The sequence below is a fragment of the Vibrio sp. S17_S38 genome (genome assembly GCF_014694375.1).
Classification (GTDB): domain Bacteria; phylum Pseudomonadota; class Gammaproteobacteria; order Enterobacterales; family Vibrionaceae; genus Vibrio.
Map to the genome: position 1 here is coordinate 19,770 of NZ_JAAUWW010000019.1, position 23,791 is coordinate 43,560.

Annotated in this window: 22 protein-coding genes; 4 read left to right on the plus strand and 18 right to left on the minus strand. The window is 41.4% G+C overall.

The window, feature by feature from the left end:
• Position 1: 1 nt before the first annotated feature.
• The 13 genes from nudE to gspC all read right to left on the minus strand — a co-directional run bounded on the left by nudE (position 2) and on the right by gspC (position 12,626).
• Positions 2-556: an ADP compounds hydrolase NudE gene (gene nudE, locus HC725_RS13810; protein WP_190332421.1), complete on the minus strand. Its 555-nt coding sequence runs from the start codon at positions 554-556 to the stop codon at positions 2-4.
• Positions 557-670: 114 nt separating this feature from the next.
• A complete protein-coding gene (locus HC725_RS13815; RefSeq protein WP_190332422.1) occupies positions 671-1,456 on the minus strand; it encodes a type II secretion system protein N in 786 nt (261 codons plus the stop codon).
• 4 nt (positions 1,457-1,460) lie between these two features.
• On the minus strand, positions 1,461-1,970 hold the full coding sequence (locus HC725_RS13820; protein WP_194687968.1) for a type II secretion system protein M: 510 nt from the start codon (positions 1,968-1,970) through the stop codon (positions 1,461-1,463).
• A 12-nt stretch (positions 1,971-1,982) separates the two neighbouring features.
• Positions 1,983-3,440: a type II secretion system protein GspL gene (gene gspL / locus HC725_RS13825; RefSeq protein WP_190332423.1), complete on the minus strand. Its 1,458-nt coding sequence runs from the start codon at positions 3,438-3,440 to the stop codon at positions 1,983-1,985.
• Positions 3,406-4,446 carry a type II secretion system minor pseudopilin GspK gene (gspK, locus tag HC725_RS13830; RefSeq protein WP_190332499.1) on the minus strand — a complete coding sequence of 347 codons (1,041 nt, stop codon included), beginning with the start codon at positions 4,444-4,446 and terminating at the stop codon, positions 3,406-3,408. Before gspK ends, gspL begins: the two co-directional genes overlap by 35 nt.
• 25 nt (positions 4,447-4,471) lie before the next feature.
• Positions 4,472-5,167 (minus strand): type II secretion system minor pseudopilin GspJ, encoded by a 696-nt coding sequence (gene gspJ / locus HC725_RS13835; RefSeq protein WP_190332424.1) that lies wholly within the window; start codon positions 5,165-5,167, stop codon positions 4,472-4,474.
• Complete coding sequence (gene gspI / locus HC725_RS13840; protein WP_190332501.1) at positions 5,154-5,564, minus strand: type II secretion system minor pseudopilin GspI; 411 nt, start codon at positions 5,562-5,564, stop codon at positions 5,154-5,156. Before gspI ends, gspJ begins: the two co-directional genes overlap by 14 nt.
• Positions 5,545-6,135: a type II secretion system minor pseudopilin GspH gene (gspH, locus tag HC725_RS13845; protein ID WP_190332425.1), complete on the minus strand. Its 591-nt coding sequence runs from the start codon at positions 6,133-6,135 to the stop codon at positions 5,545-5,547. The genes gspI and gspH overlap by 20 nt, the downstream gene beginning before the upstream one ends.
• A 116-nt stretch (positions 6,136-6,251) precedes the next feature.
• Positions 6,252-6,719 (minus strand): type II secretion system major pseudopilin GspG, encoded by a 468-nt coding sequence (gene gspG / locus HC725_RS13850; RefSeq protein WP_190332426.1) that lies wholly within the window; start codon positions 6,717-6,719, stop codon positions 6,252-6,254.
• A gap of 36 nt (positions 6,720-6,755) precedes the next feature.
• Positions 6,756-7,979, minus strand: a complete 1,224-nt coding sequence (gene gspF, locus HC725_RS13855; RefSeq protein WP_190332428.1) for a type II secretion system inner membrane protein GspF — start codon at positions 7,977-7,979, stop codon at positions 6,756-6,758.
• 2 nt (positions 7,980-7,981) lie between these two features.
• A complete protein-coding gene (gspE, locus tag HC725_RS13860) occupies positions 7,982-9,481 on the minus strand; it encodes a type II secretion system ATPase GspE (protein WP_190332430.1) in 1,500 nt (499 codons plus the stop codon).
• Positions 9,481-11,544 carry a type II secretion system secretin GspD gene (gene gspD, locus HC725_RS13865; RefSeq protein WP_190332502.1) on the minus strand — a complete coding sequence of 688 codons (2,064 nt, stop codon included), beginning with the start codon at positions 11,542-11,544 and terminating at the stop codon, positions 9,481-9,483. The genes gspE and gspD overlap by 1 nt, the downstream gene beginning before the upstream one ends.
• Before the next feature lie 182 nt (positions 11,545-11,726).
• Positions 11,727-12,626 (minus strand): type II secretion system protein GspC, encoded by a 900-nt coding sequence (gene gspC / locus HC725_RS13870; RefSeq protein WP_190332431.1) that lies wholly within the window; start codon positions 12,624-12,626, stop codon positions 11,727-11,729.
• Positions 12,627-12,936: 310 nt separating this feature from the next.
• Here gspC and hslR point away from each other — a divergent pair, with 310 nt between their 5' ends.
• From hslR to HC725_RS13890, 4 genes are all read left to right on the plus strand, one after another.
• On the plus strand, positions 12,937-13,326 hold the full coding sequence (hslR, locus tag HC725_RS13875) for a ribosome-associated heat shock protein Hsp15 (protein ID WP_190332432.1): 390 nt from the start codon (positions 12,937-12,939) through the stop codon (positions 13,324-13,326).
• A 110-nt stretch (positions 13,327-13,436) separates the two neighbouring features.
• Positions 13,437-14,303: an Hsp33 family molecular chaperone HslO gene (gene hslO, locus HC725_RS13880; RefSeq protein WP_190332433.1), complete on the plus strand. Its 867-nt coding sequence runs from the start codon at positions 13,437-13,439 to the stop codon at positions 14,301-14,303.
• Between the two features lie 318 nt (positions 14,304-14,621).
• Positions 14,622-16,247 carry a phosphoenolpyruvate carboxykinase (ATP) gene (gene pckA, locus HC725_RS13885; RefSeq protein ID WP_190332435.1) on the plus strand — a complete coding sequence of 542 codons (1,626 nt, stop codon included), beginning with the start codon at positions 14,622-14,624 and terminating at the stop codon, positions 16,245-16,247.
• A gap of 221 nt (positions 16,248-16,468) precedes the next feature.
• On the plus strand, positions 16,469-18,496 hold the full coding sequence (locus HC725_RS13890; RefSeq protein ID WP_190332437.1) for an AsmA family protein: 2,028 nt from the start codon (positions 16,469-16,471) through the stop codon (positions 18,494-18,496).
• Positions 18,497-18,655: 159 nt separating this feature from the next.
• On the opposite strand, the gene HC725_RS13895 is transcribed toward HC725_RS13890, so the two are convergent.
• From HC725_RS13895 to typA, 5 genes are all read right to left on the minus strand, one after another.
• The gene (locus HC725_RS13895; RefSeq protein WP_190332439.1) at positions 18,656-19,579 is read right to left on the minus strand and encodes a bifunctional GNAT family N-acetyltransferase/hotdog fold thioesterase; all 924 of its coding nucleotides are present in this window, start codon (positions 19,577-19,579) and stop codon (positions 18,656-18,658) included.
• A 45-nt stretch (positions 19,580-19,624) separates the two neighbouring features.
• Positions 19,625-20,062: a D-aminoacyl-tRNA deacylase gene (gene dtd, locus HC725_RS13900; protein ID WP_190332441.1), complete on the minus strand. Its 438-nt coding sequence runs from the start codon at positions 20,060-20,062 to the stop codon at positions 19,625-19,627.
• Positions 20,059-20,964 (minus strand): virulence factor BrkB family protein, encoded by a 906-nt coding sequence (locus HC725_RS13905; RefSeq protein ID WP_190332443.1) that lies wholly within the window; start codon positions 20,962-20,964, stop codon positions 20,059-20,061. The genes dtd and HC725_RS13905 overlap by 4 nt, the downstream gene beginning before the upstream one ends.
• 9 nt (positions 20,965-20,973) lie before the next feature.
• The gene (locus tag HC725_RS13910) at positions 20,974-21,498 is read right to left on the minus strand and encodes an AAA family ATPase (RefSeq protein ID WP_190332445.1); all 525 of its coding nucleotides are present in this window, start codon (positions 21,496-21,498) and stop codon (positions 20,974-20,976) included.
• Between the two features lie 142 nt (positions 21,499-21,640).
• Positions 21,641-23,470 carry a translational GTPase TypA gene (gene typA / locus HC725_RS13915; RefSeq protein WP_190332447.1) on the minus strand — a complete coding sequence of 610 codons (1,830 nt, stop codon included), beginning with the start codon at positions 23,468-23,470 and terminating at the stop codon, positions 21,641-21,643.
• Positions 23,471-23,791 lie beyond the last annotated feature (321 nt).

Consider the following 23,791-nt stretch of genomic DNA (forward strand, 5'->3'; position numbering starts at 1 on the left):
ATCAAGCCTCCTTAGCTAAGACGCGGAGCGCTAACATTAATGCAGTAATACATCTCGCTTCGCTAAAATCCAAATGAGTCAGTAGTTCTTCTGCTTGCTGCAACGGCCAGCGCACAACTTCTAATTCCTCGGGCTCATCACCAGCGAGGCGTTCAGCATACAAATCTTGCGCTAAAAATAGTGTCATGGTGCTTGAAAAATAGGAAGGTGCTAACACGACTTGTTTGAGCGGTGTCCAGTGATTTGCCCCCATACCAATTTCTTCTTTTAACTCACGATTTCCCGCTTGTTGTGGATTTTCGCCCGGATCAATTAAACCTTTAGGAAAGCCTAACTCATAACGTTCAGTGCCCGCGCAATATTCACGGATCAATAATAGATCCCCTTGAGTCGTTACCGGGACAATCATCACGCCGCCGCGGTTACTCGGCTTCATGCGCTCATAGATTCGTTCCTCACCATTAGAAAAACGCAAATCCAATGATTCAATGGTAAATAGGCGAGATTTTGCCACCACTGATGTTGCTAAAATTTCAGGGGGTTGTTGTTTTGCCATCTCACTACTCCTTTACTTAACCATTTCAGCCAATGATTTCAAATAATCGATATACACAGCACTCAGCTCATTAGCGTTACGTGGATGAATGAAGCATACACGCTAAAATAATAACTATAGTTTGCCTGAGAAGGTAAACGGATATTGCCCTTCAGCATTAGGATTGCCTAACCAGCGCAATTGTTTCCCCATTGATTCTGGAAACTCTACGCCCGGTTTAAACCACGCTGTTAACTTATATTGAGCTTGTTTGTTTAAGTTGATATTAAACTGGCTGCTGACTTGATTGCTATTTTGTGTGCCATTCACATCAATCGTTTGTTTGGCACATTTTAAACTTGCAATCACCGGCCCTGGCGCAATCGACCCTATAGGGGAATCTATCATGCCTTGATTCCAAACAAGATCACCATCAGCGAAATCACACCATGGTTGAGCATAGCTAAAGTGACGTAAAGACAACTCTAGCTGACCAGAAAGATCAACCGGCACTTGCTGCTTAAATTTGCTCACGAGATCAAGTTGGCTTACAAGCTTATCAATAGGAACCGAAGCCACAAAATTTTTCGCATAAGCACCAGAAAAGCTAATGCCAACCTCACCTTTTCCGGCTAATTTTAACTCACTATTTTGACCGAAACGAACTTTGAATTGTGCCTTCCCTGTCAATAATTGGCTTGGTTGAAAATCCCAATACAACGAACCTAATTGCTGACGTTCAACGTTTAACTGTTGTACCGAACCTTTCCAAATTGTTCCGCTAATACCTTGTAGTTCCACATTCGTTTGCGATGAAGCTTGTGAGACATGAGCGTACAACCAACTCGCAGGAAGGTGGGCAATCACGCTCCAGGTAAAAACAAGAATGAAAACGATAAAATACCACTTCTTTTGTTTCACACTATCATCCTCGGCTAAATTGCAGGCGATTGACTTCTACGACGCCAGATTTATCTGCACGGTTAATATCAAGGAACTGCACTTTCAGACCATATTTATCGCGTAACTCGGCTATCCAGTTAATTAGGTTATTAAATGCTAAAGGTTGAACCCAAACTTGCAACATATCGTCACGAGGTTGCATACGAATAAGTTCGACTTTAAAGCGCGGAGCAGTACTTGCAATCACTTGATTGAGCGGCTGCCCCCTATCAAAAGATTGAGTTCCAGTTTTCGATCTCAGTTCAACGATGCTATCTGCAGAATGAGTTACCCAAGACAATAATTGTTTCTCACTGCTTAAACGTAATTGAGCGTCTTCGCTGCGTTGTGATAACGGCTGAAATATTCCCCAATATAAAAACCCAAGCACCAATAATCCCGCGCATGCTAAGACTAATCGGCGCTCACGTAAGGAAATACTGTTCCACCAAGTCGACAGAGGCGTAATATAAGCCACTATTTTTTCATTCATGAGTACGCCTTTTTATGATTTAGCTCTTATAACAAAACTACCTTGTACAACCGAACCATTCTTATTTAACTGACCTTGTTCAACCGAAAAATCTTTTGCTAGTTCAGTCCGTAGAATCTCGAAAGGTTGAAAATCATTACTCTGTGCTTGCAGACGAATCTCTTGTCTGGTGCCATCAAATTGGACACTTTGCACGGAAATAGATTTTGCTTGTTGCAGCGCCCTTGGAAGCTTTGCCATCCAACCCAGCGCCGATGCTCCGCCGCCGCCGCCAGATAACGCTTGTTCTTCATCTTGCATAGAGCGCTTTAAATAACTCACGGTTGGTATACGCTGCTTATCAGGAAATACAGCTCGAAAAATACGTTCACTTTCAATTCGATAAGCTTGTGTTTGAGCTTCTAATTGCTGTACTTGCCAACTTTTATTCACGAGTAAAACAACGATAAGAACGCAAGCCGCAACAGCCAATTTCTGCCATACTTTCCAATGTTTTAGCCATGAAGATTGAGATTTGAACTCCCCAGTCAACAAGTTCACTTTATTTGAAATCGCGCCTTGTGCCAAAACTGACATGATTAATTCATCAGGTAAGGCTTGCCATTGTCCGGGTAAACTTTCGTGTCCAATTGGTAACGGGCTATAGCTGTAAATAGTGGTATTGTCTTCTGCCTTTGGTACAGAAGGTGGTTTTGACACAGAAGATCCTAATTTGTCTTTATTTCCAACAGGGGTTTGATCTGTAACTAGCGTGTCATTTGATGCATTTGCCAGCTCTTCTACCGACTCTTGAATCGACTGGATCTCACTAAGATCGGAATCTTCACCCTGTTCAGAGTTTTCACCTGGATCCACAAGATCTGGCTCTTCAGCATCTTGTAACAGATCTTCAAAATGTAATGCATCGCCTTCAGGATCAAGCCAGCCTGAATGTAAGAATATATCTAACCAAGAGTCATCAACGGCAGCGCCTTTTACCTCACCTTGATAAAATAACCATTGCCCATCAAGATGCACAGCGCTAATGCCCGTGTCTCGTTTTGGTAGTGCTAAACAATCTGGTAAAACTCGCTTGAGCAATATCCCCGCTTGCTTAAAGTCGAGCACCCATTGTGCCAATAAATCGCGATCAACCGTCGCAACCGTCGCTTGATCGCTTTCTTTATGCAATACGCTAAAATGCATGGTTTCAATATCTTGTGTCAGCGTATCTTCCATTAAGAATGGCAACATATTATTGAGTTGACGCGCAGCACCAGAAGGCACAGTGATTGGAGTCAATAACACATGACTGCTCGGTAATAATGCAATCGTAGTACGTTGCTGGCTGTATTCAAACAGCTGCGCCAAATGTTGACGATCTGCAATTTCGCCCGAGGCTATCACATCATTTAACTGGGTCGACCACACTAACCATGCGATAGTATCGCTAGGGTTATTGCTCAGCCTGATTGTCAGAAACTCGTTCACTGATCCCTCCGAAACGACGACGTATGATTTGGGTGGTTTTATTATCGGCACTATACAACAGGCTTCTTAACCGCACTCTCGACTCATCCACTTTAATTTGCGCATCTAATTCAAAATATTTGCTCGTCACCACTAAGTATGGTTTGGCTTGCGATTGAATATTAGGTGACACTCGACTAATTTCAGGCTCGGCCAAAAAATCTTGTACGCTTGACCAACCGTCATAAGGTCGACCATCGATGATTTTTTTTGCATCATCGAGGCTCAAGCTCGGCTGAAATAAACCGGCTAATAGCAAGGCCTGTTCGGATTTAATAGTATTCACATTAACCGCCAAAGTAGAGGTTGGAATGGCACAAATAATGCCCTCAACAGCATTCATCGCCTGAGCGCTCACTTGATTCATCGCTCTAAATTCAGTGCCATCTGCAATCATTCCATTGGGCGCACTGTACGCCGGCTTAAAACCTTCATAAGTACTGTTCTCAACACCTGATGGCGTATTAACCGTATCATCACTATCGACAAATTCTTTGGCTGAGTCAGCAATCACTTCGGCTTGATAGCTTTCTATTCCAGCATCTTCTAACATATACGCCAGCACTTTAACTAAATAAGGTCGCTCACTTGGATTACTCGAAACAGGTAATCCTGAAAGCGCATTAAGATTAAAACACGCCTGCATATCACGGATACTGCCAATCGCTTCACCATTATCAAGTGGGTAATGTGCATCCTTCATTGCCCACGCTTGGCTCAAATTGACCACATCGCTGTTTTCTTTATAGGTTTCTTCAATCGCCACTTGCGCGAGCGCTTCTACGCCCATGCTGTACCAATAGGCTTGTTGGTGATTCAATAAGTTACTAGCACGATAAAATTGAGTCGACATACGTTCGGTCATGGTTGCCGCTAATGCCACTAATACTGCGACAATCAACAATACAAAAATGAGCGCCACACCTTGCTGCTTTTGCTTGGTTTTATATTTGTGACGATGCTTCATTGTCATTTTATAAGCAGTCTTTTGTTTATGAAGCGGCATTATTATCCCCTTCAGCAACGTTTGTTGATTCACTTTGTGGGATCACATAAACCCGACGAATATCACCATAATCTTTTAAATGTAATGTTACTTCAATCGCTTGAGGTAACTGAATGTCTTTTGTCCATGCTTGTTGCCAAGTGGTTCCATCATAAAAACGAAATTCTAGCTTTTCGACTTGAGATAACACAACTTTATGTAACGGCTCTTGGTCAATTGGAGTATCAGGATAGCGCCACCAGACTCGTTCTAATTTATCTTGCACCACTCGGTAGCCAACCTTGACGATTTCACCACGCGGAAAAGCCTGTTGTGGATTCAGCCAACCTAAACGCGTAAAAACGATGCCATTACTGTCAGAATCAAGAATATATTCTCCGGCATAGAGCACCTTGGCTTTATCATTTCCACCATTATCGTTACCAAAGCGAAATTGCCGCTGAGCCATTTGCCGGAAATCGTTATCCATCACGATCATTGCTCGTTGCAACTCTTGCAGCCGCTCGGTTTTGTCCAGTGAGACTTGATTGCTACGCTGTACTTGATTCACGACTTGATACGCACCAAGGCTTAAACTCGCAAACACCATAATCGCTACTAAGACTTCAATTAAAGTAAAGCCTCGGTCCTGCTTGAACGATATTTTTTTCCTGCAATAACGGCTGAAACTATGGTTTAACATAAGTGCGCACCGTTAAAATACTATTCTTTTGATCGCTATCGGTTGAAACACTGACATCGATGGCTTTAATTAAATCCATACCAGTTTTTACTGGCTTAGCCGTCCAATACCACGTTTTGTCGGCAAACTCTTCTTTGCCTTTTTTAGCTGACGTTAATGGTTTATCTAAATGCAGTAATGCCAATTGATTGTCGACCACCATACTGGCAAAGGTTTTCTCTTCTAAATACGTCAACGTATTAATATGCTGGGTGACTGCGCGGATCACACTAATCGCTGCAGTAGCAAAAATAGCCAGTGCGATCAAAACTTCAAGTAACGTCATGCCGGCCTGATTTTTTCGGCCCGATGTCGGTGAACTCGAACATATTGATGATTTAATGTGCTTTAGCATCATCATTTTCATCCGATTCCCCTGGAGACAATAGCGTAACCTCGCCCGTTTCTAACACTTTAACTCGCCAATTTTGTTCATTTTCTTTATTCTGCTCAGAGTTAAACGTTATTTCAAATGGCGTATTTTCACCACTTGAGAGTACAAATACTTGCGGAGGTTTGGGCTTCTTATCATCCTCATCAAAATGATCTTCATAAAAGTCTTCCGCTTTAAATAGACGATCGTCATCGGCCCAAGCGCCAGAACCTAAATGAAATTGAAACTGAGTGCCTTCCGGTAATTGTGTTGCGGTGAAGTGCTTATCATCTTTTACTTCTTGCCAGCCATCTTCAGTTAAGATCATGTATTTATAACTGAATTTTTTATCATCAATATAAATACCATAATCTTGTCCATTCAAAATGGCATCATCACTGAGTAATTGCAGACGCTGAAAAAAACGTAAGGCTTGATCTTTTAGCTGATCATCTTGTCTCTCCGGCATGGTTTGCACCACGGCTAATGCCGATAGTGACATCAATACCACAACCAATAAGATCTCAAGTAAAGTAAAGCCAGCCTTACGCTGCATATATTTCCTTAAAACAACAAACGACTTCTATCTCGAATAATGACCAACAACAGAACTCAGAACCAACTCAGACTTAAAATCTCGAGCGAAAGGTCCTCGAATTTCGGTTCTAATCTTTATTGGAAGTCTTGAATATTCCAATTACCAATATCTTTTTTAGCGCCATCATCGCCACCTTCTTGGCCGTCTGAACCTAAACTAAATACATCGATATTGCCTTTATCACCAGGGCTTAAGTATTGGTAATCACCACCCCAAGGGTCTTTTGGTAAGCGACGAATATAACCATCATTACGGTAATTACGAGGCTCAGGACTGCCCGTTGGTTTACTCACCAATGCTTCCAATCCTTGATCTGTAGTCGGATAAACACTGTTATCTAATTTATACATATCCAATGCGTTTTCTAACGCCACAATATCCGTGACCGTTTTTTGTTGGTCGGCCTTTTCTTTGTTACCTAAAAGATTAGGTACAACAAAACTGGCTAAGATACCCAAAATAACCACCACCACCATAACTTCAAGCAAGGTAAAACCTTTTTGCTTGCGAGTTAGTGGGTTCTTTGTTGATTTGAATCTCATTTTTTCTCTCCTATAATAAATCTTTCTTTTGCCCGCTTATTTTTGTGTGACCAAGTTATTTAATTCTAATATCGGCATTAAGGTCGCGGTAACAATAAACAACACAATCCCTGCCATAAACACGATCAACAGTGGCTCAAAAACGCCCAGCGCCATATTGACCAAAGATTCAAAATCACGATCTTGGTTATCGGCAGAGCGTATCAACATCGGTTCTAGCTCACCACTTTGCTCACCACTGGCAATCATATGCAGCATCATAGGTGGAAATAGTTGTGTTTGTTCTAATGATTTGCGCAAACTGGTTCCTTCACGAACGCGTTCTGATGCTTCCATGACTTGTGATTTAAAGTATTGGTTACTCATGACGTCGGCCGCCACTTTCATCCCATCTAATAATGGAATAGCGCTAGATGAACAAATAGCTAAAGTGCGAGCAAAGCGCGAAGTATTTAATCCTTTCGCCACCTTGCCAATTACGGGTAATTTGAGAACTTTTCTATCCCAAGCCATACGAAAATTCGGCTTTTTCAGCGCCACTTTCAAACCAAAAATTCCCACAATAATGAGGACTAATAACTCTAGCCCCCAGTTCTGAACAAAATTACTGGCATTCAATAGTATTTGTGTAGAAGTAGGCAGCCCTTGTCCCATTTGCACAAATTGGTCGACAATTTTAGGCACCACTGCGGCTAATAAAAAAGCCACCACACTTAACGCAATCAAGGTCAGCATGATCGGATAAATCATTGCCTGTTGCAGTTTAGAACGCATCTTTTGACGATTTTCCGCGTAGTCGGCTAAACGATCCAAAATAGCATCAAGATGACCAGATTTTTCACCTGCCGCCACCATGGCGCAAAACAGATCATCAAATACTGCAGGGAAGTCTGCCATGCTGTCAGATAAGGTATAGCCTTCCACCACACGTGAGCGAATACTTACTAATATATTACGAATATGGGGTTTTTCAGATTGTTCCGCTACTGCGCGTAAGCATTCTTCAAGCGGCATTCCTGATTGCACTAAGGTAGATAATTGACGTGTTACCAAGGCCAATTCATTGGTGCTAATACCACGCTGAAAGCTAAAACCATTCGATTTAGCTCGCTGGCTTTTAGCTTTAGTTTCAATCACCTCAGTTGGCATTAAGCCTTTTTCTTTTAAGCGTTGACGAACTTGGCGGGCATTATCACCTTCCAGTATGCCTTTTTTCTGTTTACCTTTTGCGTCGAGCGCTTTGTACTCAAAGGCTGCCATGATTAGACTTCCTTCGTCACACGAAGAACTTCTTCTAACGTCGTGATCCCTTGCCTTACCTTAGCTAGGCCATCATCACGAATACTTGGGGTTTTAGCTCGAATCGCTTTTTCGATCACTTGCTCACCTGCTTCAGCATGGATCAATTCTTGTGTTGTATCATCAATCACCAGCATTTCGTGAATACCCGTTCGACCACGGTAACCTTTATTGTTGCAATGCTCACAGCCTACCGCTTTATAAAGTATGAGTTCTTCTGGTGATTGAAGATTAAACAGTTTTTTTTGTTCATTATCGGCTTGATAAGGCGTTTTGCAGCTTTTGCATAATGTTCTGACCAAGCGCTGCGCTAATACGCCCAATAAAGAAGACGAAATTAAGAATGGTTCAATTCCCATATCCCGCAAACGAGTGATCGCACCAATAGCGGTATTGGTATGCAGAGTAGACATGACCAAGTGACCGGTTAACGAGGCTTGCACACCAATTTGCGCGGTTTCAAGATCGCGAATTTCCCCTACCATCACCACATCAGGATCTTGACGTAAAATAGCGCGCAGGCCACGAGCAAAGGTCATATCCACTTTGGTATTGACTTGAGTTTGACCAATACCATCGATATCAAATTCAATTGGGTCTTCGACGGTGAGAATATTACGTTCGGTGCTATTAAGCTCTTGCAAACCGGCATACAAGGTAGTGGATTTACCTGAGCCAGTTGGCCCTGTCACCAAGATAATGCCATGTGGGCGAGCAATTAAACGACGGAAAGTGGCATGGTTTTCAGCGGTCATACCAAGGCTATGCAAATCCAAACGAGTGGCATTTTTATCCAACAAACGCATTACAATTCGCTCGCCATGAGAAGATGGCATGGTAGAAACCCGTACATCCACCGCTCGTCCACCAATACGCAGAGATATTCGCCCATCTTGTGGTACTCGTTTTTCGGCAATATCCAATTTGGACATAACCTTAACGCGTGACACTAAAATAGGGGCAAGCTTGCGACTTGGCGTTAAAACCTCTCGTAGTACGCCATCGACACGAAAACGAATCGATAGCACTTTCTCAAAGGTTTCGATGTGTATATCCGACGCACCTTCTTTGATTGCTTCGCCCAACATGGCGTTAATCAATTTAATGATTGGTGCATCATCTTCTGATTCTAATAAATCTTCATTCTCTGGCAGTTCTTCAGCCAACGAAAAGAAATCATCATCAGCGCCAATGTCTTCCATTAATTGACGCGCCTCCGAAGAATCTCGTTGATAGGATTCCGTCAGTTTATTTTCAAACTCTTGCTTGGTTAATTGCTTTGGAATAAAGCTATTACCAAGCGCTCGACGAATTTCCAACAATACTTGCGGTGATGGTTGATCAACAAAATACAAAGTCGTTTGTAAGTTTTCACATTCCAACACCACTTGATGCCGCCGAGCAAAAGCAAACGGCAAACGCAATACGGTGTGCTGAGTGTCTTCACTTGGCAACTCAACCATTATTGCTCACCTTGCGCTTTGAGTTCAGCTTGCTTAGGCTCTGCATTTTTTAGCTGATCAAGAAACGCTTGAATCTCGGCTGGCTGACGAGCTTCTTTACCTAATTTAGCTACCACAGGAACCTCTGCATTTGGCATCAAGCGAATACCTTTTTGGGCACGATATAATTGCTCGGCGCGAATATAATTATATTTACGACTAGAAAGACCATCGGCGGCCATACCATTACGAATAATGGTTGGTTTAATGAATACCATCAAATTACGTTTTTGTTTGGTGCTGTTGGTATAAGAAAACAACACTCCTAAATAAGGAATGTCACCCAACCATGGAATTTTAGATTTACTCTCTTGGGCTTCTTCAGAAATCAAACCACCTAAAACGATCATTTGGCCATCTTCAACCATAACAGTGGTACTAATTTGGCGCTTAGCAAAACGCACATCGACTGCACCATTGGCTCCCAATACGTTCGATACTTCTTGCTCGATCTTCATTTGAATCGAGTCGCCTTCGTTAATTTGCGGCGTAACTTTAAGTTTAATCCCGACTTCTTTTCGATCAACCGTTTGGAATGGATTATCATTATCCGCCCCAGCTGTTGAACCAGTAATCACAGGTACTTCCTCACCCACAATAAAAGAAGCTTCGGTATTATCCATCACCGTAATGCTTGGAGAAGATAGAATATTGGAATTCGAGTCCGTGGCCACCGCGCTTACTAACGCTGCCCAATCCCCTTTTACAATACTTAATGCCGCACCATTTACGCCGGATAAAGCGGATGCTAACGAGGAATAATCACCTGATTCCGTTGTTGTTTCATTACGTAAAAAATTCCCATTATCATCATATACAGCTGTTGTTGTATTTGTATCTTCAGCTTCTTTTTGCCCTAACGCGACCGCGCCAATTTTGGCATTAGCATTACCGTATTGCACCATGCTGCCAGTTTCAGTATTGGCATATTGCACACCAAGATCGATGCCTTCACCTTCAGCTAATTCAACAATCAAGGCTTCAACTTGAACTTGGGCACGGCGAATATCCAACTGAGAAATCACATCTTCTAACGCTCTCATAATATCGGGCGGCGCCGTTAATACCAGTGAGTTGGTTCCCGGATCGGCGGTGATCATTACGCTACTCTTTGACGACGATTGACCCGTAGGAGATTTGGTTTGCTTTTCCGCTTGCAGATTTTCAGAGACGCCATCAAGCACTTTAACCAAGTCTTCAGCTTTGGCATAACGTAGGTAAACCACTCGGTTATTGCCTTTTGTCGCCATCTCAACATCAAGCTGCTTAATCAGTTTTTTCAAACGCTCTCGAACTTTTGGCTCACCAGAGAGAAGAATAGAATTAGTGCGCTCATCGGCCACTAATTTAGGCTGCAGTAATTCGGGAGTATTTTTGGCATCACCGCTTTTATTTAAGGCATCAACAATGCGCACCATTTCAGTGGCTGATGCATTATTTAATTCAATTACTTCGACTTCTTTATCACCCGCCTGATCGACACGTTTAATGATATCTGCTAAGCGATTTACGACTGATGCTCGGCCTGTTAGCAAAATAATATTAGCGGGATCATAATGCACCACGTTGCCTGCTCCGGCATTATCATTAAGCTGACGCAAAATAGGCGAAAGGTCACGTACCGAAACATTCTTGACCGCCACTACGCGAGTAATAACCGCATCACCTGTAATCTTAGAATTATCACCTACGACTGGAATTGCCGATGTTTTTGCATCTTTCGCTTTAATCACTTTTAAGATGTTATTGTCCATCTCAACCACAGCAAAACCATACACTTCGAGCACATTTAAGAAGAATTTATAATATTGCTCTTCAGTCAAAACATCGTAGCTGCGCACATCAATTTTCCCTCGAATAGAAGGATCTACAATAATGGTCTTATTTAGATTCCGACCCACGATATTGATAAACTCTTGAATATCAGTGCCCTTAAAGCTGGCACTAAACTCTTCTGCCGAAGCCGAACACCAAACTAGACTGGCGACTAAAACAAGCGCGGCTTTTTTTATCGATTTTTTTATTCCGTTCACGTTCTTCACGCAATGCTCCTGCCCACCAAAACGGTGACTATAATTATCCTGAAACGATCGTCATCGCTTAAAATTTTCTATCTACTTAAAACTTACTGTCTTTTTAAAACCACGACCCATTAAAAAAACACAGTTTATTTAACAGTCATAGCCTCTTTAAAATTAGTAACTTATCAAAACTCAATGTATATATCGTGCAATTGCCCATCACGTTCAACAGTTAAATTCCATTGTTGCGCACTTAAAGCATCTTTCCATAGCGCTGTTATTTGTGATGGATCAGTTAAATCACGTCCATTCAATACGGTAGCAATATCGCCATCTTGTAGCCCAACCGAGTCAAATAATTCACGTTGTTGCCCGGGGCGAACTCGATAACCTTTTAATTTTCCTTCATCCATCACTTGTGACAAACGAATGTATTGGAATATTTTTTGCGGATCTTGTGAAATTTCTTCACGTATTTTAACCAAATCAGCACTTGATGATTTAGGGGGATCTGCTGTTTTAGGCACTGAGTTTTGATTGAGTTTGCTGTAATCAATTCCCTCTAACATCAACGTTTCATCACGCCCCTGATTATCAATAATCGCTCGATCAGCCAACACGGACTTTAACGTCACTCGAGTACCATCAATCGTCTCACCTAAACCATAAGTGGACTGTTTTCCTTGATTAGCGATAACCGCCAAACTTAATTTCGGGTTATTACTGGCAACGGCCCCCACTAAGGTGAGATTTAATCGTGTTTGTGGCGCATCTTTAATCACAGGCTCACTTGTTACCGATTCCTGACTATAGCTACCGAACAAATCACTATTTGTCAGTTCTGAGATACGATCACCATTGTTACGAACAATATGAGTTGAAGCCACACTTGGTGCAACCCAATGGCTAACACTAGGAGCTGGTGTCAGAATTGACCAAAATAAGATCCCAACAAACCATGCAATTAAGGCTAACAGCACCAATGTACAAGCGTAAGAAATCGATGCCTGATACGACATAAATCGTGCTGTAATTTGAGATATTTGACCTCTGTAATCCATTTTTGAAGTCATCGAGGGTGGCATGTGAATTAAGACTCCATTCTTATTGTGCGCATGAGCTAATATTTATTGTTATATTAATCTGTAACCTTACCGTTTAAATGGCATCCAACCAAATAAAAACACCTTAAAACTTAACTAAAGCAGGTAAATCTGACATCATTTTAGCTTAGGTTATATAAATTCTTATATAAACACATCGTTATCGCGACATTGACAACAAAATAAATAACTCTATGCCTATTTTTGTGATTCAGAAACCTTGAAATATTAATCTCGCACCACCATTCTTTATCTACTTTTGACTGTAAACCCTTTAAGGCAATATCTCAGAATGAGTTCACAAACTTTATCGGTACGTTTAGACAAATGGCTTTGGGCTGCGCGATTTTATAAAACTCGCTCAATCGCACGTAGCATGGTTGATGGTGGTAAAGTTCACTATAATGACCAACGTAGTAAACCTAGTAAAATGGTTGAACTTGGCGCTAAACTGCGCGTACGCCAAGGTAATGAAGAAAAAACCATCATTATCGAAAAAATATCCGAACACCGACGTGGTGCACCAGAAGCACAAACCTTGTATAGCGAAACACCAGAAAGCATGACTAAGCGTGAAGAAGATGCAAAGAAACATAAACTTAACGCGCTGCACAGTCCAAGCCCTGATAAACGTCCAGATAAAAAACAGCGTCGAAGTATCATTCGCTTTAAACAGCAGTAATTCGATACTCGGCTTGAACCGCAATATCTATTATTGATCTATATCTACTCTTTATCTTTTAGTCGAACACGACTATTAAACATCAATAACCTCAGGGAGTTCCCTAACTGATGGCAAATAATCTTTTACATCGCTATTTATTTGAAAATTTATCGGTACGCGGCGAGTTGGTTCAACTTGATAGCGCTTACCAACTCATTCTTGCCAGTAAGGATTACCCGCAACCTATCCGTGATTTATTAGGTGAACTGCAAGTTGCCACCAGCCTACTGACTGCGACGTTAAAATTTGAAGGTTCAATCACTCTGCAACTGCAAGGTGATGGACCTGTTTCTCTTGCTGTTATCAACGGTGACCATGAACAAAAACTTCGAGGTGTTGCGCGTTGGGAAGGTCACATTGACTCGAATGCAACTTTACATCAACTTATCGGAAAAGGTCATCTTGTGATCACGATTTCACCAAAGCAAGGTGAGCGCTATCAAGGTGTTGTGGGATTAGAAGGTGATACGTTAGCCGAAATACTCGAAGGTTATTTTGAGCGTTCTGAACAATTAAAAACTCGCTTATGGTTACGTACAGGTACTCATGAAGGTCAAGCTCACGCAGCTGGAATGTTGTTGCAAATCATGCCCGACGGAACAGGCTCCGCTGATGATTTTGAGCATTTAGAGAAGCTAACTGAAACCATTAAAGATGAAGAACTTTTCTCTTTAGATGCGCATGATTTGTTATATCGTTTATATAACCAAGAAGAAGTTAAGGTATTTGATCCTCAAGCAATTGAGTTTTTTTGCGGTTGTTCTCGTGAGCGCAGCGCAGGTGCGATTGCCACTTTAGCGAAAGATGAGCTGGACGATATTTTACTCACTGAAGGTGAAGTTGCGCTGCATTGTGATTATTGCGGCACCAGTTATTCTTTTGATTCTGCGCAAGTTGAACATATCCTCGCGGAAGCAAAAAAAACGTTGCATTAAAAATACCGTTAATTCACTGGTTACTGTAAGTTATCATTCCCCCTTTAAAAGCCGACATTATGTTGGCTTTTTTTCATTTCATACTCGTTTATTCTGTATTTTATCGATAAATATCATCACTTATTTTTATTTAAATAATAATCATAGTGGTTTCAGATCGCGGTTTTTACTTATCATTATTTGATAGAGTCATTTTGTGACGATAACGATAAAACCATACATATAAAGTGGTTAAAATAACGTCATTGCTTATGAACGACTAGGCACAACATGAGCCCCAAACTTAAATTCCCTACAATTTGAAACTAAGGATCATCTATGACGGCTATGGAACATAACGCGGCGCAACAAATAGATCTCACCCAATATGGCATTAATCAGGTAACTGACGTACTCCATAACCCGAGCTATGACTTGTTGTTTACAGAAGAAACTCAAACTAATTTATCCGGTTATGAAAAAGGTATCGTAACGGAATTAGGCGCAATCTCTGTTGATACTGGTATTTTTACTGGTCGTTCACCAAAAGATAAATACATCGTCAAAGATGATACGACTCGAGATACTTTATGGTGGTCCGATCAAGGTAAAAACGACAACAAACCGATCACTCAAGCAGTATGGCAAGATTTAAAATCTTTAGTCACCAAACAACTCTCTGGTAAACGTCTATTTGTGGTGGATTGCTTTTGCGGCGCAAACCCAGAATCCCGCTTACAAGTTCGAGTTATTACCGAAGTCGCATGGCAAGCTCACTTTGTAAAAAATATGTTTATTCGTCCAACGGATGAAGAATTAAAAACCTTCAAACCTGATTTTATCGTCATGAATGGCGCAAAAACCAATAATCCAAACTGGCAAGAGCAAGGTCTGAACTCTGAAAACTTTGTGGCTTTTAACCTAACCGAGCGTATTCAAATTATTGGTGGGACTTGGTATGGCGGCGAGATGAAGAAAGGCATGTTTGCGATGATGAACTACCTTCTTCCTCTCAAATGCATGGCCTCAATGCATTGCTCTGCCAACGTTGGAGAGCAGGGTGATGTCGCTATTTTCTTTGGCTTATCTGGAACCGGAAAAACCACACTATCAACCGATCCAAAGCGTCAATTAATTGGTGATGACGAACATGGCTGGGACGACGATGGTGTATTCAACTTTGAAGGTGGTTGTTATGCCAAAACCATTCGCCTATCCAAAGAAGCTGAGCCGGATATCTACAACGCGATTCGCCGCGATGCTTTATTAGAAAACGTGACGGTAACTGAGCAAGGCATCATTGATTTTGACGATGGTTCCAAAACCGAAAACACCCGCGTGTCTTACCCTATCTACCACATTGATAATATTGTAAAACCAGTATCAAAAGCAGGTCATGCACAAAAAGTTATTTTCTTAACCGCTGATGCCTTCGGAGTACTTCCGCCAGTTTCTAAGCTGACTCCAGAACAAACTAAATACCATTTCTTATCTGGATTCACCGCTAAACTAGCCGGTACAGAACGCGGAATTACCGAACCAACCCCGACTTTTTCAGCTGCATTTGGAGCCGCATTTTTAACATTACACCCTACTCAATACGCAGAAGTGTTAGTAAAACGCATGGAAGCCGCCGGAGCAGAGGCTTACCTCGTAAATACAGGTTGGAACGGCACAGGTAAGCGTATTTCGATTCAAGATACGCGCGGTATTATTGATGCAATTTTAGACGGCTCAATTGATCAGTCTGAAACTAAAATCATCCCAATTTTCAACTTGGAAGTGCCAACCTCGCTACCAAAAGTCGATCCTACGATCTTAGATCCCCGTGACACTTATGAATCAAGCGAGCAATGGCAAACAAAAGCAGAGGAATTGGCTAGCTTATTTATTAAGAACTTTGCTCAATATACTGATAACGATGAAGGAAAATCGTTAATCGCTGCAGGGCCACAGAAGAATTAACTGTCATCTCGGGTCTCGGGTCTCGGGTCTCGGGTCTCGGGTCTCGGGTCTCGGGTCTCGGGTCTCGGGTTAAGCTAGAAACCTAGCTAAAGCATTGTCAACGTGTTTATCCACATAATCCCCGCCTTTATATTCAGTTTTCGACAAACAACACTTCACTCAAGCACTAATCTTCTATAAATTGAATCTTCTACAATGAATCTCGACTGACAGGATGCACCATGAGAAAGTTGCTTACCATTATTGCTAGTTTAATTGCGTTACTAATGGTGATTTTAGCCGCTTCTTACGCCACATTGCATACTCGATACGCTCCAAATTTAGTCAACTTTGCTTTCAAGCATATTTTAAACAAGCCAGTTGAAGTCAGAGAGGTTAACTATTCTTACCGACAACCTGATCATTTCACTTTTGAAGGGGTATTAATAAAAAGCCCTAACACTGAACAATCAATGTTACTCCGTCATGTTGAAATCTGGCTAGATAACCCAATCTGGAAAAACGGTAAATTACAGATTGATAATGTGTTACTTGAAGGTATGGCATTACAAAACGGTTGGCCGGGTCTAAATGTATACCCATATATCCACATCAATCAGTTATCGATCTCTAGCATTGATTTCGCCGATCACGGTTGGGTAGCGCGAGACATGAGCATCCAGATTAAACAACCGAAATATCATCAATCGAAAATCTTACCTTTTTATGGCCAAGTACAAATCTCTGCGGATCAAATTTACTGGCAAGGTGAAGCACTTGACCATGTTTTTCTTGATGCTGATATCACTCCAGAAAGTACCACTTTTTATGATATTCAATTTGATTGGCGTAAAGGAAAGTTCAAGGCTCAAGCAACTAAAATAGCATCCTCCAAGGTTTGGCAACTACCTCAAGTGTCTATTTCAGGGCTCAGACTGCAACAACAAAACCTCGATGAAATTAAGCCAGATGCATTAGGCTGGTTTACTCACATACCGATGGACATTGATCAGCTTGATGTGAACAATTCTAGCTTGGATACTCCTTTGTTCACGGCAAATAATTTCACAGTGAATGCTCAGAACATCAAGCTTCCTTTTAAGCTTTGGGATCAACAAAATGCAGCTATTATTGCTTCCGCGCAATCAATGAGCATAATGGGAGAAGCAATTGCATCTCCTCACTTAGATCTTAATCTTCAACCCCAATTAGCTGTGATAAAAAGCTTGTCACTGGAGGCGCTGCAAGGCGATGTCAACTTACAGGCACAGTTAACGCCAACCAGTCTGCAATTTAATCAGCTAAATATAAATAATATAAAATGGATCCCATCGGCTGATTCAAAAGCATTAACATTACAATATCTAAAACAACTCGACACAATTAGCGCTAAAACATTAACCATAAGCAATGTTCAAGTCATCGACCTCACCCAAGAACCTGCAATGCAGACCTCAGGAATGAGTATTGATGGCGATGAACTTGAACTAAAACGCGCTGGTCAATGGGGGCTTTGGAATGGCAGGCTTAGTATCAGCGCCAGTAGCACTACCTACGATAAAGTAACTAGCCGTAATTTATTGCTGAACATGCACTCTAAAGATGGACACTTTTGGCTAGAAAACCTATTCGTACCATTGGAGGATGGGTTAATTAAAGGCAAAGCAGATATGGCTTATGCGCAAACTAGCCAGCCTTGGAGCTTAAATCTTGACGCTTCTGGCATTCCGTTGAGATTTATTACCCGTGGCTTTAATTTGCCGCTGCATTTAGATGGGATTACTGACTTAACGGTGAATGCTGAAGGCCTGTATGGCGATCTGCTTATTTTTAATCACAGCGTGACAGGTAAACTGGATGCGACCATCAGCCAAGCCACCAGCAGTGATAATTTTGAAACCCTGTGGCTAAGAAATCAACAAGCAGAAGTCGCACCTATCGATAAGCGAAGTCAAGATAACCCAGAGTCTGCTAAAGCCATGAGTGCAGATATCACCAAAGAAACCAGTATAAAAGATGAAGCGCTCCGTAAGCCTGTAATAATCGGAGACATTCATTTGAATGCTGATCGTGGTCGAGTGTCATTAAAACCTTTTAGCATTAAAGGCGATGATTTTTCAGCTCATTTAGGCGGCGAGTATGATTTTCTCTTCCCCAAAAAAGGCAATGTACAATATCGGCTGGAAGGAGAATGCAAAGCGCTGACTTTTAACTTATTAGGTGAGCGTAATGGAGTTAACGTCGAAGACAGTTGTCAATCGCCGAAATAATATTGTTCACTCAAAAAACAAGCCCTTAAGACGTAAGACAGAAGTGATTAAAGATAACGCTAACGACACCGTTCATACACGTTGCAAGATTCTAATCCACAATTAGGTTAGAGCGGTGGTTAGTGAAAAGACAGACCAATTAAATAAAGATAGAGTCCGCTAACGAACGACTGGAGCCTCACCTAAAAAGTCCGTCATTAACATATAAGTTCCTGTAAATTCGACGGCTGGTATGTCACCGCTGTATACCGTCACCTTGACAATAATACGCGCGCGACGTCCATTTTCTAAGCGGTCCAAATCACCACTAATTCCATCAAGCGAGGTCACGGCAATCGGGCTTTCTGTTACAGGAGCTCTAAAACGCACTTGGCTATCCGCCAAAATAATATCCGCTTCCAATCCTTTTTCACGCATTAATAGCCATGCCATACCCCAGCCCGTTAAGGTGGTTAAGGTAAAAATAGAGCCTGCAAACATGGTTTCATGTGGGTTAATATTAGGATTAAGCGGTGCTGAGCACTCAAAGCGATAACCCGTATATTGACTAATTCTTATACCCATCGCTCCACAAATTGGAATTTCTTGCCGCCATCGCTTTTGTAGTTCATCACACCAATCTGGTCGATGAGTCACTTGGGATAATGTATTCAACTTTTTGATCATTTGTTGATGTCGAATTGGTCCGATTTCATCACTCAACTCACCTTGGCTTTCGAATCCATTGTGATTATAAAAAGCAATTGCATCTTGGCGAGCGTTACATACTAAGCGTTTTGCCCCTTCTTGTACCGCATAAGCTTCCAGAGCGACCAGAATCAACGAACCTAGCCCTTTCCCTCTATGATTAGGATTCACCGCCATGTAGCGCACTTGCCCTTCACTATTAGGAGTAAGATAAATCCGCCCAACCGCCATGATCCGATTACGACCATCCACAATCATGCGATGCGAACTCATTTCATCATATTCATCTCGCTCCGAGCCAAGTGGTTGATGAAAAGGCTCACGCAACATTTGCCAACGAAAATGATAATAGCGTTGTAAATCCGCATCCGTTTTTGGCGTCACTAACTTAAACATCTCAATCCCTTATTTATACATTAATTGGCGTACCGCTAACTCGAGTTAAACTTGTAGCCAAAACGTCACCGGTCCATCATTAACCAATGCCACTTTCATATCTTCAGCAAAACGACCATTTTGCGTATTTACCCCCGACTCTTGGCAACATAAAGAAAAATAATCATACAAACGCTGCGCCTCGGCTGGATCCGCTCCTTTCGAAAAACTTGGCCGCATGCCTTTTTGAGTATCCGCTGGCAAGGTAAATTGTGAGACAACCAAAACACTGCCACCAATTTGTTGAACGTTTAAGTTCATTTTCCCCGCGTCATCTTCAAAAATGCGATAACCTAATACTCGCTCAGTTAAACGTCTTGCTTTTACTTCATCATCGTTTTTTTCAACTCCTAGCAACACTAATAGGCCTTGCTGTATTTCACCGACAATTTCCCCATTAACACGAACATTGGCTTCACTCACTCGCTGAATAAGTGCAATCACAATACATCATCCTTCTTATCAGCTTTTCTAATCAGCTTTTCCAATAACTGTTCCAAACGATGAAAAGGTTCATTTTCATTCCAATGCTCACGCTCGCCTAAGCTAGCCGTGACTTCAGCGCCAATTAAAACAATAAACCAACACAAATATATCCAAACAAATAAGATCGGAATGGCTGCAATTGCACCATAAATTAGTTGATATGATGGGAAAGCCGTAATGTAAAGAGCAAAACCTTTTTTACTGAGTTCAAATAATATCCCAGCGACAAGCGCCCCACTTAAAGCATGGAAAATCTTCACTTTAATATTGGGTACCAATAAATAGAGACCAAAAAAAGCAAAGGAAGAAAAAAGCATAGGAAGCAGTCGATACACTAAATTGAGTGTCTCACTACTTAAAATTTGAGTTGAAGTAATGTAAGACGTTAAGGCCAAGCTTAAACCAATAAAAAGTGGACCTAATGTTAATACCATCCAATACATAGAAAAAGAGTATACTAAGCGGCGTTTACGCTTCACTCGCCAGATATAATTCAAGTTTTTATCAATAGTTGAAATCAATAGCATCGCTGTAATAAAGACAAAAATACCACCAATGGCGGTCATTTTTGCTGTGTTATCAATAAAAGAATTGATCGCATCTTTTACTGCATAACCCGCGGCAGGAACAAAATTACTAAAAATAAACTCTTGAAGCTGATTACTAATCCCTTCAAATACGGGAAATTTAGATAAGCCTGTGACCAATACCGTTGTAAGTGGCACCAATGAGAGCAACGTAATATAGGCCATATACCCTGCATTAACCGCTAACCGATCATGCACAACTCTTTCCTTTAGATACACAAAGTAGTGAAGATACAGACCTAACCGTGTTTCGACTGTCCGTAATGTATTCATATACCGTCCCTAAGATAATTGCTGAATAATATAAGTGGCACGTTGCTCGATACTCGCCCAAGGCACATCTACCACTTTATAACCTAATTCAGTATAGATATCGATAATCAAATCATGCACTTCACACGCTTGTTCAAAACTATGTGGACGCACCTCGTCTTGAACATAAATAGCAGAATAAGGCCGACAAACAAAAACCTGTGAATGATAATCTAAGCCGGCATTACGAATATAATCAGGCACAGATTGATGACCAAGCTTCAAGTAAGCCACAATATCAGGGATCGCTCGGTCCATAAAACTCACCCCACCGACTTGCGAAGCTTGTTCTTTTTGTCGCTGCATATGATCTAAACATAGCTCAGCAAACTGAGCTAAATTATCCCAAGGTAAAATACCATGTTCTAATTGAGATTGTTGCTCGATCAAATAACGAGAAGACTCAGGAAAAGTGGTAAAACCGTGAAGGTTCAAAGCATTTATAATAGAGGTTTTCCCTGCTCCTGGACCGCCCGTAATGATGATTGGTTTCATTATCTATCCATATACATATTGACCGCAATTAAGATCCCTGAGAGAACCGAAAAATAATAATCTCATTTTAAACATTCGTTAATAAAAAAAGCCGATGCAATCAATTGCATCGGCTTTTCACTATATCACAACTGGTGTGATTTTATTTTGGTCCACGACCTGCACGTTTACGTTCATTTTCAGTCAAATGACGTTTACGAATACGGATGCTTTCTGGTGTTACTTCTACTAGCTCATCATCATCGATGAATTCTAGCGCTTGCTCTAGCGTAAATTTAATCGCTGGAGAAAGTGTTTGTGCTTCATCAGTACCAGATGCACGAACGTTAGTTAATTGCTTACCACGAAGACAGTTGATAGTTAAATCGTTATCACGGTTATGAATACCGATGATTTGACCTTCATAAACTTCATCACCGTGCTCTGCAAATAAACGACCACGATCTTGTAAGTTAAATAGTGAGTAAGTTACCGCTTTACCCATACCATTTGAAACTAATACGCCGTTAGCACGTTGGCCAATTACGCCACCTTTATGCGGGCCGTAATGATCAAATGAGTGATAGATCAAGCCAGAACCAGAAGTCATAGTTAGGAATTCAGTTTGGAAACCAATAAGACCACGAGAAGGCATCATAAAGTCCATACGTACACGGCCTTTACCGTCTAACGCCATGTTAGTTAGCTCGCCTTTACGTAGGCCGATGCTTTCCATGATAGCGCCTTGATGCTCTTCAATAACATCAATCGTTACAGTTTCAAACGGTTCCATTTTTTGGCCGTCTTCTTCTTTGATGATAACTTCAGGACGTGATACTGCTAGCTCGTAGCCTTCACGACGCATGTTTTCGATCAAGATAGAAAGGTGAAGTTCACCACGGCCAGAAACGCGGAAACGATCTGGGCTATCGGTTTCTTCAACGCGTAATGCTACGTTGTGTACTAATTCTTTTTCTAGACGCTCAAGGATATTACGTGAAGTAACAAATTTACCTTCTTTACCAGCAAACGGAGAATTGTTTACTTGGAAAGTCATGGTTACTGTTGGTTCGTCAACAGAAAGTGGCTTCATTGCTTCAACTGTATTTACATCACAGATAGTGTCAGAAATTTTCAACTCACCTAAACCGGTGATTGCAATGATGTCACCAGCAAAAGCTTGGTCAACTTCGGTACGGCTAAGACCCATGTAACCAAGGACTGTACCTACTTTACCGTTACGTTTCTTACCGTCAGCGCCAACAATAGTCACTTGTTGATTTGGTTTAACGCTACCACGAGTAACACGACAAACACCGATAACACCCACATAAGAGTTGTAATCTAGTTGAGACACTTGCATTTGCAGTGCGCCATCAACGTCAACATTTGGGCAATCAACGTTATCAACAACGGCTTGGAAAAGTGGCTCCATGTTTTCGCCAACTTCGCCTTCATCCATAGATGCCCAGCCATTTAATGCTGATGCATAAACAACTTTAAAGTCTAGTTGTTCATCAGTTGCGCCTAAGTTATCAAACAAATCAAAAATTTGATCCATAACCCAATCAGGACGAGCGCCAGGACGGTCAACTTTGTTGATAACAACAATTGGCTTTAGACCATGTGAGAATGCTTTTTGAGTAACGAAACGAGTTTGAGGCATAGGACCGTCAACCGCATCAACGATTAGTAGAACAGAGTCAACCATCGACATGATACGTTCTACTTCACCGCCGAAATCGGCGTGTCCTGGGGTATCAACGATATTGATACGGTAGTCATTCCAGTTAATTGCAGTATTTTTTGCAAGGATGGTAATACCACGTTCTTTTTCGATATCGTTTGAGTCCATGACGCGCTCTTCAGCTTCACCACGAGATTCAAGTGTACCCGATTGCTGTAGAAGCTTATCAACCAAGGTCGTTTTACCGTGGTCAACGTGCGCGATAATCGCGATATTTCTTAACTTATCAATCTGTGGAGTAGTCATGGAATTCAATTCACTTATAAAAGACACCCAAGCGTTGGGCGAACTTGATTAAAAAAACGGTCGTAAATGTACCAGATTTTCGAAAAAATCCTAGAAATATGTGATCAAAGTGGCGATTATTTACGCTTTTCCTTCGATTTAAACGCTCTATTGCCATTCAGACATAAAAAAATGAAATATATTGTGTCTTATCTAGCCATTTTATTCCATTCATCTCAATTTACAAAAACGCGGCCTTGTTACTATAAACGTCATTGACAAACGATCAAATACTCGGCTGAATAGAGGGGTTATTCAATCGATTGCATCAAAACAGCGCCA

What these genes read in the sequence shown, in the direction of transcription:
- nudE (WP_190332421.1), bottom strand. Translation starts at nt 556, where the DNA reads ATGGCAAAACAACAACCCCCTGAAATTTTAGCAACATCAGTGGTGGCA.
- HC725_RS13820 (WP_194687968.1), bottom strand. Translation starts at nt 1,970, where the DNA reads ATGAATGAAAAAATAGTGGCTTATATTACGCCTCTGTCGACTTGGTGG.
- gspK (WP_190332499.1), bottom strand. Translation starts at nt 4,446, where the DNA reads ATGAAGCATCGTCACAAATATAAAACCAAGCAAAAGCAGCAAGGTGTG.
- gspJ (WP_190332424.1), bottom strand. Translation starts at nt 5,167, where the DNA reads ATGTTAAACCATAGTTTCAGCCGTTATTGCAGGAAAAAAATATCGTTC.
- gspI (WP_190332501.1), bottom strand. Translation starts at nt 5,564, where the DNA reads ATGATGCTAAAGCACATTAAATCATCAATATGTTCGAGTTCACCGACA.
- gspH (WP_190332425.1), bottom strand. Translation starts at nt 6,135, where the DNA reads ATGCAGCGTAAGGCTGGCTTTACTTTACTTGAGATCTTATTGGTTGTG.
- gspG (WP_190332426.1), bottom strand. Translation starts at nt 6,719, where the DNA reads ATGAGATTCAAATCAACAAAGAACCCACTAACTCGCAAGCAAAAAGGT.
- gspF (WP_190332428.1), bottom strand. Translation starts at nt 7,979, where the DNA reads ATGGCAGCCTTTGAGTACAAAGCGCTCGACGCAAAAGGTAAACAGAAA.
- gspE (WP_190332430.1), bottom strand. Translation starts at nt 9,481, where the DNA reads ATGGTTGAGTTGCCAAGTGAAGACACTCAGCACACCGTATTGCGTTTG.
- gspC (WP_190332431.1), bottom strand. Translation starts at nt 12,626, where the DNA reads ATGCCACCCTCGATGACTTCAAAAATGGATTACAGAGGTCAAATATCT.
- hslR (WP_190332432.1), top strand. Translation starts at nt 12,937, where the DNA reads ATGAGTTCACAAACTTTATCGGTACGTTTAGACAAATGGCTTTGGGCT.
- hslO (WP_190332433.1), top strand. Translation starts at nt 13,437, where the DNA reads ATGGCAAATAATCTTTTACATCGCTATTTATTTGAAAATTTATCGGTA.
- pckA (WP_190332435.1), top strand. Translation starts at nt 14,622, where the DNA reads ATGACGGCTATGGAACATAACGCGGCGCAACAAATAGATCTCACCCAA.
- HC725_RS13890 (WP_190332437.1), top strand. Translation starts at nt 16,469, where the DNA reads ATGAGAAAGTTGCTTACCATTATTGCTAGTTTAATTGCGTTACTAATG.
- HC725_RS13895 (WP_190332439.1), bottom strand. Translation starts at nt 19,579, where the DNA reads ATGTTTAAGTTAGTGACGCCAAAAACGGATGCGGATTTACAACGCTAT.
- HC725_RS13905 (WP_190332443.1), bottom strand. Translation starts at nt 20,964, where the DNA reads ATGAATACATTACGGACAGTCGAAACACGGTTAGGTCTGTATCTTCAC.
- HC725_RS13910 (WP_190332445.1), bottom strand. Translation starts at nt 21,498, where the DNA reads ATGAAACCAATCATCATTACGGGCGGTCCAGGAGCAGGGAAAACCTCT.
- typA (WP_190332447.1), bottom strand. Translation starts at nt 23,470, where the DNA reads ATGACTACTCCACAGATTGATAAGTTAAGAAATATCGCGATTATCGCG.